This window comes from Streptomyces sp. NPDC091281 (genome assembly GCF_044757425.1).
In the GTDB taxonomy this organism is placed as follows: Bacteria; Actinomycetota; Actinomycetes; order Streptomycetales; family Streptomycetaceae; genus Streptomyces.
In genome coordinates this window covers 140,354-154,058 of sequence record NZ_JBIVUY010000008.1, presented here as the reverse complement: position 1 = coordinate 154,058, position 13,705 = coordinate 140,354, and the positions used below count along the sequence as shown (strand labels likewise).

The following is a 13,705-nucleotide window of genomic DNA, read 5'->3' as shown; positions in this document are numbered from 1 at the left end:
CCCGACGCGGAGCGTCACGCGCTGGGAAACCGCAGGTAGGCGGGGGGTACGGCGCGGGTCAGCCAGACTCCGTTGGCGCTCACGCGGAAGACGTGGCCGTCGCGGTGCATGGCGCCCGCGTCCACGGAGAGCACCACCGGTCGGCCGCGCCGGGCGCCGACCCTGGTCGCCGTCTCCCGGTCGGCGGACAGGTGGACGTCGTGCCGGTTCATGGGCCGCAGCCCCTCTGCCCGGATCGCGTCCAGGGTGCGGGCCACGGTCCCGTGGTAGAGGTACGCGGGCGGGGTCGCGGGGGGCAGGCCGAGGTCCACCTCGACGCTGTGGCCCTGGCTGGCCCGGATGCGGGTGCCCTCGACGGCGAAGCGCTTCTTGTCGTTGGCGGCGACCACGTGGTCCAGCTCGTCCCGGCTGAAGCGGAAGCCGTGCGCGCGGGCCGCCGCGATCAGTGTCTCGATCTCGGTCCAGCCGCCCTCGTCGAGGACCAGCCCGATGCGTTCGGGCTGGTGGCGCAGGTGCTTCGCGAGGTACTTCGACACCTTCACGGTGCGTTGTTCGTCCATCCGGACAGGATGGCGGGGGAGACACGGATCACGCAGCGAATTTTCGCGCACCAGGTTTGGTCCACAGCCAACTCGGCTTATCCACAGAATATTTGACGGTCCTGTGGACAACAGGGCCCCGGTGCGGGGGTTTTCGCCAACAGCCGCACCGGTAAGAGGAGTTCGCCAAACACCCTGCTCCGCATCCCCCTTGGCCGCTCGGCACCCAAGAGGGCCGTGTGCACACCCGGTTCTGGTGTCCGCACGACCCTCCCCGCCAACCGCCCTACAGGCGGGGCTCGTAGCGGGCGAGCCGCCTCAACACGCCCGGTGCGAAGCGCGACAGGCCGTGCACGACCCGCGCCTCCGGGGTCACGGGGACCACGGCCGCGTTGTCGAGCACGGACCGCAGGATCGCGTCCGCGACCTTCTCCGGCGGGTAGTTGCGCAGCCCGTACATGCGTGCCGAGCGCTCCTGGCGCCGCTTCTCCTCCGCCGCGTCGACCCCGACGAACGACGCCGTGGCGGTGATGTTGGTGTTCACCAGGCCGGGGCAGACGGCCGTGACTCCGATGTCCTGACCGGCGAGTTCGGCGCGCAGGCACTCGCTCAGCATGAGGACGGCCGCCTTGGAGGTGCTGTACGCGGGCAGGGCGCGGGACGGCTGGAAGGCCGCCGCGGACGCGGTGTTGACGATGTGGCCGCCCTGCCCGCGGTCCGCCATGTGCCGGCCGAAGAGACGGCATCCGTGGATGACCCCCCACAGGTTGACGTCCAGGACCCGGCGCCAGTCCTCGGGCGAGGTGTCGAGGAACGAACCCGACAGCCCCACACCGGCGTTGTTGACCAACACGTCCACCACGCCGTACTCCGCGAGCACCCGGTCGGCGAGCTTCTCCATGGCCTCGGCGTCGGAGACGTCCACGGTCTCCGCCCACGCCTCGGGAGCGCCGACCAGCCGCGCCATGTCGGCCGTGCGGGACGCGCTCTCGGCGTCCCGGTCGACGGAGATCACGCGGGCTCCCGCCTCGGCGAAGGCGAAAGCGGTGGCCCGGCCGATACCGCTGCCCGCGCCCGTCACCAGCACCAACTGCCCGCCGAAGCGCTGCGCGTAGGCCTCGCCGGACTTCGTCACGCCGCGCCGATCGGGCCGGTTCCGCCGATCCTTCCGGTTCCGCCGGTCCCCGTCGATGGCCTCGCCCGTACCGGGTTCCTGCCCCTGCGCGGACCCCGCGGCCGTGTCTTCCACCGACCGGACGAACTCCGTGACCCAGGCGGAGATCTGGTCGGGCCGGGTGCGCGGCACCCAGTGCTTCGCCTGGAGGGTGCGACGCGTCAACCGCGGCACCCACGCCTCCAGGTCGTCGTACAGCCGCTCCGACAGGAACGCGTCGCCCAGCGGTGTGACGAGCTGCACCGGCACATGCGCGTGGGCGTCGGGGCGCGGACGGCGCAGCCGGGGACGGACGTTGTCGCGGTACAGCCAGGCGCCGTGGGCGGCGTCCGAGGGCAGCGAGGCGGTCGGGTAGTCGCCGCCGGGCACGTTCTCCAGCCGCCGCAGCAGGCCGGGCCAGCGCTTGCCGAGCGGTCCCCGCCAGGCGAGTTCGGGCAGCGCCGGGGTGTGCAGCAGGTACACGTACCAGGACTTGGCGCCCTGGCCGAGGAGTTGGCCGACGCGGCGCGGGGTGGGCCGTTTCACGCGCCGGTCGATCCAGTGGCCGAAGTGGTCGAGGGAGGGCCCGGACATCGACGTGAACGACGCGATCCGGCCCCGCGTCCGCTCGACGGTCGCGAACTCCCAGCCCTGCACGGAACCCCAGTCGTGGCCCACGAGATGGACCGGCCGGTCCGGGCTCACCGCGTCCACGACCGCGAGGAAGTCGTCGGTCAGCTTCTCCAGGGTGAACCCGCCCCGCAGCGGGCGCGGCGCGCTCGACCTCCCGTGGCCCCGGACGTCGTAGAGCACCACGTGGAACCCGTGCCGGTCCGCCAGCCGGGTCGCGACCTGCGACCACACCTCCTTGCTGTCCGGATAGCCGTGCACCAGGACGACCGTGGGCCGCTCGGGGCCTGCCGGGCCGCCGAGTTCGGCCACGCACAGGTCGATCCCGCCGGTGCTCACCCGGCGCTCGCGCGCGCCCTCCAGCATCGTCATGCCTCCGCCTTTCCTCGCGCCCAGCGCCGCACGTGCGGCAGATCGTCGTCCAGCCAGAAGGCGTTCTCCACGGGGTCCCGGGAGTCGGTGACGACCAGGATCTCCTCGAACTTCGCGCCCGTGCCCCGGAATCCGAGGTGCGGCTCCACCGCCCACAGGCCCGGTCGCGGCGGATGGTCGGAGAAACGGTACGGGGACCACAGCGGCGACCAGCCCTCCCGGTGCCCGTGCAGCGCGTCGGACGCGAGCCCCTTCAGCGCCTGCGTCCCGAACCCGAACACCCTGGGCGACCAACGGCGTTCGCGCACCCGGTCGACCTTGTGGGCGATCACGCCGAACGGGTACGCGCGATGCCGGTTGGCGTAGCCCTGGCGGACCATCAGGCGGTCGACGTTCTCGTAGATCTCGCGCAGCGACCGCCGTTCGCGGACCTCCCGCAGGATCAGCTCCCGGTGGGCCGCGAGGTCGTCCCGCAGCCGCTCCTGCACCGGATGGGCGCCGAGCGCGCCCGAGTAGCCGATGTCGGCCGTGAACCCCTCGAACACCGGGGCCATGTCCAGGATGTACGGCATGCCCGGCTCCAGTCGGCGCCCGGTGGGGAAGAACTGGAGCGGCACCCGGAACCCCGCGAACGCCGTGCGGTCTCCGAACCAGGCGAACGGCAGGTGGAACCAGTCCCGCACCCCGCGCGCGGCCAGCCACTCCCGCTGCATCCGGGCCGCGTCGCGCTCCGTGATCCCCGGCTCCAGCCGGGCCGCGACCGCCTCGGCGCACTCGTACGCCAGCCGCTGCACCCGCCGGAACCCGCGCAAGGCGGCGGGGAGTTCACCGTCGTGCGGCGCACCTGTCGCCGTCCCCGCGGGACGCGCCCCTCCGGAGGAGGAAGCCGCCCCCGAAGGGCCTGCCGTCGCCCTGGCCTGTGTCGTCATGCCACCTCGTCCCACCGGTCCGCGCCGACTGCGGTACGTGCCCGTAACTTGACCCCGCCGAATCTGGCACTTGTTAGAGAAAGCGTCAATAGGGCGGGACGGCCGCGTCCGCCCCGGGCCGCGGGGCCCCGCTGTAGCTCTCAGGCACCAGAACCCCTACGGGCCCGTACATCTGGAGAGGGAGACGCGGACAGCTCTGCGGGCTGACGACCGGCGTGGCCCGCGTCACTATCGTCGTCCATGTGACTGTGATCGTGACCGAAAGCCTGAGCAAGCGGTTCCCCCGGGTGACCGCTCTTGACCGGCTCTCCGTGGACGTCGGGCCCGGTGTGACCGGACTCGTCGGAGCCAACGGGGCCGGCAAGTCCACACTGATCAAGATCCTGCTGGGTCTTGCCCCCGCGAGCGAGGGCCGCGCCGCCGTGCTCGGCCTCGACGTCGCGACCGAGGGCGCCGCCATCCGCGAGCGCGTCGGCTACATGCCGGAGCACGACTGCCTGCCGCCCGACGTCTCGGCCACCGAGTTCGTCGTGCACATGGCGCGCATGTCGGGCCTCCCGCCCGCCGCCGCCCGCGAGCGGACCGCCGACACCCTGCGCCACGTCGGGCTGTACGAGGAGCGCTACCGCCCCATCGGCGGCTACTCGACCGGCATGAAGCAGCGGGTCAAGCTCGCCCAGGCCCTCGTCCACGACCCGCAGCTGGTCTTCCTCGACGAGCCGACCAACGGCCTCGACCCGGTCGGCCGCGACGAGATGCTCGGCCTGATCCGCCGCATCCACACCGACTTCGGCATCTCGGTCCTGGTCACCTCCCACCTGCTGGGCGAGCTGGAACGCACCTGCGACCACGTCGTCGTGGTCGACGGCGGCAAGCTCCTGCGCTCCAGCTCCACCACCGACTTCACCCAGATCACCACCACCCTCGCCATCGAGGTCACCGACAGCGAGACCCACCCGGACGGCACCCGCGCGGTGCGCGAGGCCCTCGACGCGCGCGGCGTGGAGGTCCTCGACGCGCAGAACGGCCTGCCCGGCGCGGGCCACGTCCTGCTGCTGACCGCGCAGGGCGAGGAGACCTACGACGTGGTGCGCGACACCGTCGCCGACCTCGGCCTCGGCCTGGTCCGCATGGAGCAGCGCCGCCACCACATCTCCGAGGTCTTCCACGACAGCGACACAGAGCGGAAGGAGGCCGTCGGCCATGGCAGTTGAGCACCCGGTGACCACCCCCGCGGGCGACCAGACCCGCATCCACAACATCGGCTACCGCAGCTACGACGGCCCCCGCCTGGGCCGCGCCTACGCCCGCCGGTCCCTCTACTCGCAGTCCCTGCGCGGCGCCTACGGCCTCGGCCGCTCGGTGAAGTCCAAGGTGCTGCCGATGCTGCTCTTCGTCGTGATGTGCGTCCCCGCGGCCATCATGGTCGCCGTCGCCGTCGCCACCAAGGCCGACGCCCTCCCCCTGGACTACACGCGCTACGCGATCGTCATGCAGGCCGTCATCAGCCTCTACGTCGCCTCGCAGGCCCCGCAGTCCGTCTCCCGCGACCTGCGCTTCAAGACCGTGCCGCTCTACTTCTCGCGGCCTATCGAGACCGCCGACTACGTCCAGGCGAAGTTCGCGGCACTCGCCTCCGCCCTGTTCATCCTCACCGCCGCACCCCTGCTGGTGCTCTACGTGGGCGCCCTGCTGGCCAAGCTCGACTTCGCCGACCAGACCGAGGGATTCGCCCAGGGACTCGTCTCCGTGGCACTGCTCTCCCTGCTCTTCGCCGGACTCGGCCTCGTCATCGCCGCCGTCACCCCGCGCCGGGGCTTCGGCATCGCCGCCGTCATCGCCGTCCTGACCATCACCTACGGCGCTGTCTCCACCCTCCAGGCCATCGCCGACGAACAGGGCAGCGCGAGCGCCGTTCCGTGGATCGGGCTCTTCTCCCCGATCTCCCTCATCGACGGCGTCCAGTCCGCCTTCCTCGGCGCCGACTCCGCCTTCCCCGGCGGCATCGGCCCGTCGAACGGAGAGGGCGTGGTCTACGTCCTCGTCACCCTCGGCCTCATCGCCACCACCTACGCCCTCCTGGTGCGCCGCTACAAGAAGGTGGGACTGTGACCACGCTCTCGATCGACCACGTCTCCCGCTGGTTCGGCAACGTGGTCGCCGTCAACGACATCACCATGACCATCGGCCCCGGCGTCACCGGCCTCCTCGGCCCCAACGGCGCCGGGAAGTCCACCCTCATCAACATGATGGGCGGCTTCCTCGCCCCCTCCACCGGCACTGTCACCCTCGACGGCCGCCCGGTCTGGCGCAACGAGGACATCTACCGCCACATCGGCGTCGTCCCCGAACGCGAGGCGATGTACGACTTCCTCACCGGCCGCGAGTTCGTCGTCGCCAACGCCGAACTCCACGGCCTCGGCGCCAAGGCCGCCCAGAAGGCCCTGGCCACCGTGGAGATGGAGTACGCGCAGGACCGCAAGATCGCCACCTACTCCAAGGGCATGCGGCAGCGCGTGAAGATGGCCAGCGCCCTCGTCCACGACCCGTCGCTGCTCCTGCTCGACGAACCGTTCAACGGCATGGACCCGCGCCAGCGCATGCAGCTCATGGACCTGCTGCGCCGGATGGGCGACGAGGGCCGCACCGTGCTGTTCTCCTCGCACATCCTCGAAGAGGTCGAGCAGCTCGCCTGGCACATCGAGGTCGTCGTCGCCGGACGGCACGCCGCCAGCGGCGACTTCCGCAAGATCCGCCGCCTGATGACCGACCGGCCGCACCGCTACCTGGTGCGCTCCAGCGACGACCGCGCCCTCGCGGCCGCGCTGATCGCCGATCCGTCCACCTCAGGCATCGAGGTCGACCTCGCCGAGGGCGCGCTGCGCATCCAGGCCGTCGACTTCGGCCGCTTCACCGCGCTGCTGCCCCAGGTCGCCAGGGACCACGGCATCCGGCTGCTCACGGTCTCGCCGTCCGACGAGTCCCTCGAGTCCGTCTTCTCGTACCTGGTCGCGGCGTAGGAGGCCGAAGATGTACGACCCCACAGTCGCCCGACTCACCTACCGGGCCCTGCTCGGCCGCCGCCGGGCCCTCATCCTCGGCGCGCTGCCCCTGCTGCTGATCGTGATCTCGGTCGTGGTGCGCGCCCTCGCGGGCGCCGACGACCAGACCGCGGCCGACCTGCTCGGCGGACTCGCGCTGGCCACGATGATCCCGATCATCGGCGTCATCGCCGGGACCGGCGCGATCGGCCCGGAGATCGACGACGGCTCCGTCGTCTACCTGCTGTCCAAGCCGATCAAGCGGCCCACGATCATCTTCACCAAGCTGATCGTCGCCGTCGCCGTCACGATGGTGTTCTCCGCGCTGCCCACCCTGATCGCCGGGTTCATCCTCAACGGCAACGGCCAGCAGATCGCCGTCGCCTACACGGTCGCCGCGCTGGTCTCGTCCATCGCCTACGCGGCGCTCTTCCTGCTGCTGGGCACGGTCTCCCGGCACGCGGTCGTCTTCGGCCTCGTCTACGCCCTCGTCTGGGAGGCGCTGTTCGGCTCCCTCGTGCCGGGCGCGCGCACGCTGAGCGTCCAGCAGTGGTCGCTGGCCGTCGCCGACAAGGTCGCCGGGGGTGACCTCATCACCTCGGACGTCGGACTGACCACCGCCACTGTGCTGCTGGTCGTCGTGACGGTCCTCGCCACCTGGTACGCGGGACAGAAGCTGCGGACGCTGACGCTGGCGGGCGAGGAGTAGGACACCGGGGGAGGCGGGCGCGGGGGGCCCGCCTCCTTCTTGACGGGGCCTTCATCCGCCGCGCGGCACACTGGGGCGAGGTGGGTGAACCCACAACGACCGGGGCCGTACAGGCTCCCGCGGCGGCACCGGGCGGACGGCAGGAGGTCGGAATGGCTGAGCAGGCGAGGCGCTCCGGGGACGGCGAGCACGCCGGGGCCGCGGAGGGTGCCGGGGCCGCTGAGGGTGCCGGTGTCGCCGGGGACTGGTCCGACGACGACCTCGTGTTCGACGAGGAGTTCGTCCGGGGCGCCGGAACGTCCGAGCCGTCGGCCCGTGCGCGGATGCTGGCGGCGCGGTGGCGGACGGAGGCGCCCGAGCCGCAGCCCTGGCGGTCGGACGAGCCGCCCGCGGGGTGGTTCTTCAGCAAGGCGCGGCGTCGGCGGTGGCGGCGTAAGTAGGGGCTGCCGGCCGGGTGTGGCGGGGTCTGCCATCGGGGCCGGGGGGCGGGGCAAATTCGGTGGCGGTGGGCTTCTGTCCGGCGGGACCATGGGGGTGTTCGCGTCGCCGGGAGGGTCCGCCGGGGGACTGTCTCCGGGGGGATTCCGAGCGGCCGCTTCGAGCATGCGGCGGTCTGCGTCGTGTGGGTCGGTCGGGTCCGTCGCCGGAGGTGGGGCGGGGCCCTCCCGCGATGCGGGTGGTTGTCGGCGGGGGTTCGTGTTCGGGTGCGGGTGCGTTGTGGCTGGTCGCGCAGTTCCCCGCGCCCCTTGACGGCCTGCGGCCATCTCGTGCGGCGGCGTAGCCCTTGATGGCTGCGGCCAGCTCGGCGCGCGGTGGGGTGGCGCGCCCTCGGGACGCCTTGCGGTAGTCCCTTCGGGGCGCCGGGCACGTTGCCGAGTCACTCGCCGCCCCACCTGGCCTCGCGGCGCCGCCTCGCCCTGCGGCCCCATCTCGCCCTGCGGCGCGGCCTCGCCCCGCGGCCCCACCTCGTCCTACGGTCTACCCCGCCCCGCCCCGCCCCACGACGTGGCCTCGCCCCGCGATGCGTGATCGCTCGTGGCGCGTCAGTCCGCGCGTCCCGAACCGGGGCCTGGTCCCCCACGGGGCCACGGGGCGCGGTTCCTCGCGGTGCGCCCGTCGGGGAGCCGGGTCAGGGGAGGAGGCGGTTCAGGACGGCTGCGATGCCGTCCTCCTCGTTGGAGGTGGTGACCTCGTCGGCCACCGCCTTGAGTTCCTCGTGGGCGTTGGACATCGCGACGCCGTGGGCGGACCAGGCGAACATGGGGATGTCGTTGGGCATGTCGCCGAAGGCGATCGTGTCGGCGGACCGGAGGCCGAGACGGCGGGCCGCCAGGGAGAGGCCGGTGGCCTTGGAGAGGCCGAGCGGCAGCAGTTCGACCACGCCCTCACCGGCCATGGCCACGCCGACGAAGCCGCCCGCGGCCCGGCGGGCCGCCTCCGCCAGCTCGTCGTCGGACAGCTCGGGACGCTGTATGTAGATCTTGTTCAGCGGCGCGGTCCACAGGTCCGAGGCGTCCGTGAACGGTGTCGACGGCAACCGGTCGGTGACCGCGTACCCGGGGCCGACCAGCACCTCGCCGTCCAGGCCGTCGCGGCTGGCCGCAAGGTACAGCGGGCCGACCTCCGCCTCGATCTTGGCGAGGGCGACCCCGGCGAGCTGCCGGTCCAGGGTCACCGAGGTCAGCAGGCGGTGCGCGCCCGCGTCGTAGACCTGGGCGCCCTGGCCGCAGACCGCGAGGCCGTCGTAGCCGAGGTCGTCGAGGATGTGCCGGGTCCAGGGGACGGCGCGGCCGGTCACCACGATGTGGGCGGCGCCCGCCGCGGTGGCCGCGGCGAGCGCGTCACGGGTGCGCGCGGAGACCGACTCGTCGGAGCGCAGCAGCGTCCCGTCGAGGTCGGTCGCGATCAGCCGGTAGGGGAAGGCGGCAGCCGGGGCATCGCTCACCGGGTCACCGGCTCCAGGACCTCCCGGCCGCCGAGGTACGGCCGCAGCACCTCCGGCACCCGCACGGAGCCGTCGGCCTGCTGGTGGTTCTCCAGCAGCGCGACGATCGTGCGCGGTACGGCGCAGAGGGTGCCGTTGAGGGTGGCCAGCGGGCGGACCTGCTTGCCCTCGCGGACGCGGATCGACAGGCGGCGCGACTGGAACTCGGTGCAGTCCGAGGTCGAGGTCAGCTCGCGGTACTTGCCCTGGGTCGGAATCCAGGCCTCGCAGTCGAACTTGCGGGCGGCCGAGGCGCCGAGGTCACCGGTGGCGACGTCGATCACCCGGAACGGCAGCTCCAGCGAGGTCAGCCACTGCTTCTCCCACTCCAGCAGCCGCTGGTGCTCGGCCTCCGACTCCTCCGGGGTGACGTAGGTGAACATCTCCACCTTGTCGAACTGGTGGACGCGGAAGATGCCCTTGGTGTCCTTGCCGTGCGAACCGGCCTCGCGGCGGAAGCAGGGCGAGAAGCCCGCGTAGCGCAGGGGGAGGCGGTCGGCCTCGATGATCTCGTCCATGTGGTACGCGGCGAGGGGGACCTCGGAGGTGCCGACGAGGTAGAGGTCGTCCTTGTCGAGGTGGTAGACGTCCTGGGCGGCCTGGCCGAGGAAGCCGGTGCCGGCCATCGACTGCGGGCGGACCAGCGCCGGGGTGAGCATCGGGGTGAAGCCCGCGGCGGTGGCCTGCGCGATCGCCGCGTTGACCAGGGCCAGCTCCAGGAGGGCGCCCACGCCGGTGAGGAAGTAGAAGCGCGAGCCGGAGACCTTCGCGCCGCGCTCGACGTCGATGGCGCCGAGCAGCTGGCCGAGTTCCAGGTGGTCGCGGGGGTCGAAGCCCTCGGCGCCGAAGTCGCGGATCGTGCCGTGCGTCTCCAGCGTGACGAAGTCCTCCTCGCCGCCGACGGGGACGTCGGGGTGGACGAGGTTGCCGAGGCGCAGCAGCAGCTCATGGGTCTCGGTGTCGGCGGCGTCGCGCTCGGCGTCGGCGGCCTTGACGTCGGCGGCGAGCTGGCTCGCCCGCTTCAGCAGCTCCGCCTTCTCGTCGGGCGTCGCGCGGGAGATGAGCTTGCCCATCCCCTTCTGCTCGGCGCGCAGCTCGTCGAAGCGGACGCCGGACGACCTGCGCCGCTCGTCGGCGGAGAGGAGGGCGTCGACGAGCGCGACGTCCTCTCCACGGGCACGCTGGGAGGCGCGCACACGGTCGGGGTCCTCACGGAGCAGGCGAAGGTCAATCACGCGGCCAAGGCTACCGGTGCGCGGTGACGCCCCACGACTCACTATTGCGGAAAACGGCTTACGCGCCGCTATGCGGTGAATGCCGGATACGGGGCCGGTGGTCGGGGCGGCCGTGGGGGCGGTGCGATTTCCTTGTGCGGGCGGGGATTTGGGGCGGGTCTCTGTCCACAGGAATCCACAGCCGGAAAAAGTTATCCACAGGCTGTGTGGAAGATCTGTGGACGCGGGGAACGATCATTTCCTCCCGCCTGCCTTTGGCGTGAATTCCTTGATCAAACCCGCCGTGCGTCCACTTTCGAGTGGAAATGGGTTGTGTCAAGGGAGGGAGCGGGGGAAACAGGTGGACGAAGAGTGACCGGTGGGGCTGACGGTCCGACGGGGCGCTCCAGGGCGATTTGTCGATCGCGCGACGTGTTGTTGTCGACTTGTCCCCAGGTCGAGAAGCCGCCCTGTGGATAACTCCTGTGGATAACGAAGATATGCAGGTAGGACTGGTTGAAATCCGACCGTAAGACGGCCGTCGATTTCCCTTAACCCGCCCGCCGGGTCGACCGAAGGCACCCGGAAGGGGCGGCCCGGCCGCCCGCGGGCACCTCCGTACCGTCCTAGAACCGGCCGTCCTGGCAGCGCGTGACCCATTCCGCGGCGGCCATGAACTCACTCTCCGAAGTCCCCGGCAGCGGCGCCCGTACGTCGGCGACCGTCACGTCGGCCCGCGGGTAGGAGCCGAGGAACCGCACGTCCCGGCAGATCCGCTTCAGGCCCATCAGCGCCTCGGCCATCCGGCGCTCGGAGATGTGACCGGCGGCGTCGATGCAGAAGCAGTAGTTGCCGATGCCCGCCCCGGTCGGCCGGGACTGGAGCACCATCAGGTTGATGCCCCGTCCGGCGAACTCGCCGAGCAGGTCGCGCAGTCCGCCGGGATGGTCGTCGCGCTGCCACAGCACGACGGACGTCTTGTCGGCGCCCGTCGGCGCCGAGGGCCGCGCCGGACGGCCCACGAGCACGAACCGGGTCTGCGCGTTCTCCGCGTCGTGGATGCCGGTCTCCAGCGCGGTCAGCCCGTACCGGGCGGCGGCGAACTCGCCCGCGAAGGCGGCGTCGTAGCGGCCCTCCTGGACCAGACGGGCCGCGTCCGCGTTCGACGCGGCCGACTCCCAGGCGGCGTCCGGGAGGTGCGTCCGCAGCCAGTTGCGCACCTGCGGCTGGGCGGCCGGATGCGCCGAGACGGTCTTGATGTCGGCCAGCGCCGTGCCGGGCCGGACCAGCAGCGCGAAGGTGATCGACAGCAGCACCTCGCGGTAGATCATCAGCGGGGCGCCCGCCACCAGCTCGTCGAGGGTGGCCGTGATGCCGCCCTCCACCGAGTTCTCGATCGGCACGAACGCCGCTTCGGCCTCGCCCGTACGGACCGCGTCGAGCGCGGACTGCACGGACACGTACGGGAGCAGCTGCCGGGTGGCCGCCTCCGGAAGCGTGCGCAGGGCGACCTCCGTGAAGGTGCCCTCGGGGCCGAGATACGCGTAGCTCGCTGGCATGACCTCACCCTAATGGCCCTGGCCGGACCGGGCCGACGCGTCTCACGCCCGGCCCCTCGGCCGAGTGAACCGGCGTGACCCCGCCACGGCGCGGCGCGTCCCGGCGGACACCCGGTCAGCCCACCGCTTCCACCCCACCGCTTCCGCCCACGCGCCCCGCCTCACCCCTCCAGCAGGCGCTGTCCCACGTACTCGCCCTCCGCCGCCCCGCCCGGCACCGCGTACAGGCCGCTCGCCTCGTGGCGGACGTACGCCGACAGGGCGTCGCCGCGGTCCAGCTTCCGCTGCACCGTGACGAAGCCGCGCAACGGGTCCGCCTGCCAGCAGACGAAGAGCAGCCCGGCGTCCGGGACCCCGTCGGCGCCGATGCCGTCGTGGTAGGAGAACGGCCTGCGCAGCATCGCCGCGCCCCCGTTCTGGTCGGGCCGGGTGATCCGGGCGTGTGCGTTGACCGGGACCACCAGATCGCCGCGCGCGTCGGTCTTCTCCAGGTCCATGTCGGCCGTCTCGCCGCCCCCGGTCAGCGGCGCCCCGTCCGTCTTGCGGCGCCCGATGACCTGCTCCTGCTCCGCGACCGACAGGTCCTCCCAGTCGTCGAGGAGCATCCGGATACGCCGTACGACGACGTACGAGCCGTGGGCCATCCACGCGGGGTCGGCCGACCCCGACTCCGGGACGAAGATCCGCTTCTCGAAGTCCGCCTCGGCGGGCTTGGGGTTGCGGGTGCCGTCGACCTGGCCCATGAGATTGCGGGCCGTCATCGGGTGGGCGGTCGCGCCCGGCGTGCGGTTGAAGCCGTTCATCTGCCAGCGCACCCGCGCCGCGCTCCCCGCCTCCTTCTGAAGCGCGCGCAGGGCGTGGAACGCGACCAGGGCGTCGTCCGCGCCGATCTGCACCCAGAGGTCGCCGTCGCTGCGCGCCTTGTCCAGCCGGTCGGCGGAGAAGTCCGGCAGCGGATCGAGGGCGGCCGGGCGCTGCCCCTCCAGTCCGGTCCGGGCGAAGAGGCTGTGCCCGAAGCCGAAGGTGACGGTCAGCGAGGACGGTCCGGCGTCGCGGGACACGTCCGTGTCGCCGTGCGGGGCCGCCTCGCCCGCCATCAGCCGCCGTGCCGTCTCCGACCAGCGCCGCAGCAGGGCCGCCGCCTCCTTGCGGCCCGCCCCGGGGACGAGGTCGAAGGCGACGAGGTGGCCGCGGGCCTGGAGGCTCTGGGTGATGCCCGGCTGATGTTTCACGTGGAACATCGCGCGGCCGGACCCGATCGAGGTGAGCGGAGTGGCCGCGGCGGGCGCGGCGGCGTACCCGACCGCTCCGCCCGCGGCGGCGCCCAGCACCAGCCCGCCCGCCCCGGCGGCCCCGAGGAGGCGCCGCCGGGAGGGCCCGGGAGCGGCGGCGGGCCGGTCGGTCCCGCTGGTTCCACCGGTTCCGGAGGCCGCCGTCGCCCCGGCTGTCCCGGGCGGCCCGGTCACCCCGGTCGTCTCGGTCGACCCGGGCTTCCTGGCCGTACCCGCCTTCTTCTTCTCGGGCTTCGTCTTCTTCGTCGTGGTGCCGTGCGGCGGGAGGGTCTGGTCGGGCATG

12 protein-coding genes are annotated in these 13,705 nt (G+C 72.4%); 5 read left to right on the top strand and 7 right to left on the bottom strand.

The features are described from left to right. Nucleotides 1–14 precede the first annotated feature (14 nt). The 3 genes from ACIQPQ_RS21915 to ACIQPQ_RS21905 form a co-directional block, all read right to left on the bottom strand. Complete coding sequence (locus tag ACIQPQ_RS21915; RefSeq protein WP_401306104.1) at nucleotides 15–560, bottom strand: RNA 2'-phosphotransferase; 546 nt, start codon at nucleotides 558–560, stop codon at nucleotides 15–17. 265 nt (nucleotides 561–825) lie between these two features. Continuing rightward, complete coding sequence (locus ACIQPQ_RS21910; RefSeq protein ID WP_401306102.1) at nucleotides 826–2,694, bottom strand: SDR family oxidoreductase; 1,869 nt, start codon at nucleotides 2,692–2,694, stop codon at nucleotides 826–828. Next, nucleotides 2,691–3,488, bottom strand: a complete 798-nt coding sequence (locus ACIQPQ_RS21905; RefSeq protein ID WP_401306100.1) for a M24 family metallopeptidase — start codon at nucleotides 3,486–3,488, stop codon at nucleotides 2,691–2,693. Before ACIQPQ_RS21905 ends, ACIQPQ_RS21910 begins: the two co-directional genes overlap by 4 nt. A 383-nt stretch (nucleotides 3,489–3,871) precedes the next feature. Between ACIQPQ_RS21905 and ACIQPQ_RS21900 the strand changes: the two genes are divergently transcribed. The 5 genes from ACIQPQ_RS21900 (at nucleotide 3,872) to ACIQPQ_RS21880 (ending at nucleotide 7,813) form a co-directional block, all read left to right on the top strand. Further along, nucleotides 3,872–4,837, top strand: a complete 966-nt coding sequence (locus ACIQPQ_RS21900; protein WP_401306471.1) for an ABC transporter ATP-binding protein — start codon at nucleotides 3,872–3,874, stop codon at nucleotides 4,835–4,837. Next, nucleotides 4,827–5,735 carry an ABC transporter permease gene (locus ACIQPQ_RS21895; protein ID WP_383768278.1) on the top strand — a complete coding sequence of 303 codons (909 nt, stop codon included), beginning with the start codon at nucleotides 4,827–4,829 and terminating at the stop codon, nucleotides 5,733–5,735. The genes ACIQPQ_RS21900 and ACIQPQ_RS21895 overlap by 11 nt, the downstream gene beginning before the upstream one ends. Further along, nucleotides 5,732–6,643, top strand: a complete 912-nt coding sequence (locus ACIQPQ_RS21890) for an ABC transporter ATP-binding protein (RefSeq protein WP_383768281.1) — start codon at nucleotides 5,732–5,734, stop codon at nucleotides 6,641–6,643. Before ACIQPQ_RS21895 ends, ACIQPQ_RS21890 begins: the two co-directional genes overlap by 4 nt. 10 nt (nucleotides 6,644–6,653) lie before the next feature. Further along, complete coding sequence (locus tag ACIQPQ_RS21885) at nucleotides 6,654–7,373, top strand: ABC transporter permease subunit (RefSeq protein WP_383768283.1); 720 nt, start codon at nucleotides 6,654–6,656, stop codon at nucleotides 7,371–7,373. Nucleotides 7,374–7,525: 152 nt separating this feature from the next. Next, nucleotides 7,526–7,813, top strand: a complete 288-nt coding sequence (locus ACIQPQ_RS21880) for a hypothetical protein (protein ID WP_401306492.1) — start codon at nucleotides 7,526–7,528, stop codon at nucleotides 7,811–7,813. 689 nt (nucleotides 7,814–8,502) lie between these two features. Here ACIQPQ_RS21880 and ACIQPQ_RS21875 read toward each other — a convergent pair. From ACIQPQ_RS21875 to efeB, 4 genes are all read right to left on the bottom strand, one after another. Beyond that, entirely contained in the window at nucleotides 8,503–9,318 is an 816-nt protein-coding gene (locus ACIQPQ_RS21875; protein WP_401306099.1) for an HAD family hydrolase, read from the bottom strand. Continuing rightward, nucleotides 9,315–10,592, bottom strand: a complete 1,278-nt coding sequence (gene serS, locus ACIQPQ_RS21870; RefSeq protein ID WP_401306097.1) for a serine--tRNA ligase — start codon at nucleotides 10,590–10,592, stop codon at nucleotides 9,315–9,317. The genes ACIQPQ_RS21875 and serS overlap by 4 nt, the downstream gene beginning before the upstream one ends. 605 nt (nucleotides 10,593–11,197) lie before the next feature. Beyond that, the gene (gene pheA, locus ACIQPQ_RS21865; protein ID WP_401306096.1) at nucleotides 11,198–12,130 is read right to left on the bottom strand and encodes a prephenate dehydratase; all 933 of its coding nucleotides are present in this window, start codon (nucleotides 12,128–12,130) and stop codon (nucleotides 11,198–11,200) included. Between the two features lie 161 nt (nucleotides 12,131–12,291). Further along, a complete protein-coding gene (gene efeB / locus ACIQPQ_RS21860; RefSeq protein WP_401306094.1) occupies nucleotides 12,292–13,704 on the bottom strand; it encodes an iron uptake transporter deferrochelatase/peroxidase subunit in 1,413 nt (470 codons plus the stop codon). Nucleotide 13,705: the final 1 nt, after the last annotated feature.

Bases quoted from the DNA above. Each gene is read 5' to 3' on its own strand.
- efeB (WP_401306094.1), bottom strand. From the start codon at position 13,704: ATGCCCGACCAGACCCTCCCGCCGCACGGCACCACGACGAAGAAGACG.
- ACIQPQ_RS21915 (WP_401306104.1), bottom strand. From the start codon at position 560: ATGGACGAACAACGCACCGTGAAGGTGTCGAAGTACCTCGCGAAGCAC.
- ACIQPQ_RS21895 (WP_383768278.1), top strand. From the start codon at position 4,827: ATGGCAGTTGAGCACCCGGTGACCACCCCCGCGGGCGACCAGACCCGC.
- ACIQPQ_RS21880 (WP_401306492.1), top strand. From the start codon at position 7,526: ATGGCTGAGCAGGCGAGGCGCTCCGGGGACGGCGAGCACGCCGGGGCC.
- pheA (WP_401306096.1), bottom strand. From the start codon at position 12,130: ATGCCAGCGAGCTACGCGTATCTCGGCCCCGAGGGCACCTTCACGGAG.
- ACIQPQ_RS21885 (WP_383768283.1), top strand. From the start codon at position 6,654: ATGTACGACCCCACAGTCGCCCGACTCACCTACCGGGCCCTGCTCGGC.
- ACIQPQ_RS21910 (WP_401306102.1), bottom strand. From the start codon at position 2,694: ATGACGATGCTGGAGGGCGCGCGCGAGCGCCGGGTGAGCACCGGCGGG.